The sequence below is a fragment of the Micrococcus sp. TCR-5 genome, from assembly GCF_052220525.1.
Lineage (GTDB): Bacteria > Actinomycetota > Actinomycetes > Actinomycetales > Micrococcaceae > Micrococcus > Micrococcus luteus.
Genome location: NZ_JBQPDO010000053.1, coordinates 1 through 265, shown reverse-complemented (window position 1 = coordinate 265; position 265 = coordinate 1). Strand labels below are relative to the sequence as shown.

Annotated in this window: 1 protein-coding gene; it reads right to left on the bottom strand. The window is 64.9% G+C overall.

Translation table 11 applies throughout. The features are described from left to right. Nucleotides 1-265 (bottom strand): integrase core domain-containing protein (locus ACTSKS_RS11070; protein WP_442927565.1); only part of this gene is annotated, 265 nt, incomplete at both ends.

The following is a 265-nucleotide window of genomic DNA, read 5'->3' as shown; positions in this document are numbered from 1 at the left end:
GAGACGGGCCTGCCTACGACGGCGGTGATAGGTCCGCTCGATCCAGCTCACGATCGCGAGCCGGAGCTGGTCGAAGGACTGCCAGCGACGCCGGTTCAGCACGTTCTTCTGCAACAGCGCGAAGAAGGATTCCATTGCCGCGTTGTCCCCAGCAGCACCGACCCTGCCCATCGACCCGACCAGGCCGTTGACCCGGAGCGTCTCCACGAACCGCCTGGCTCGAAATTGCGATCCTCGATCCGAATGCACCCGGCAACCCTGCACC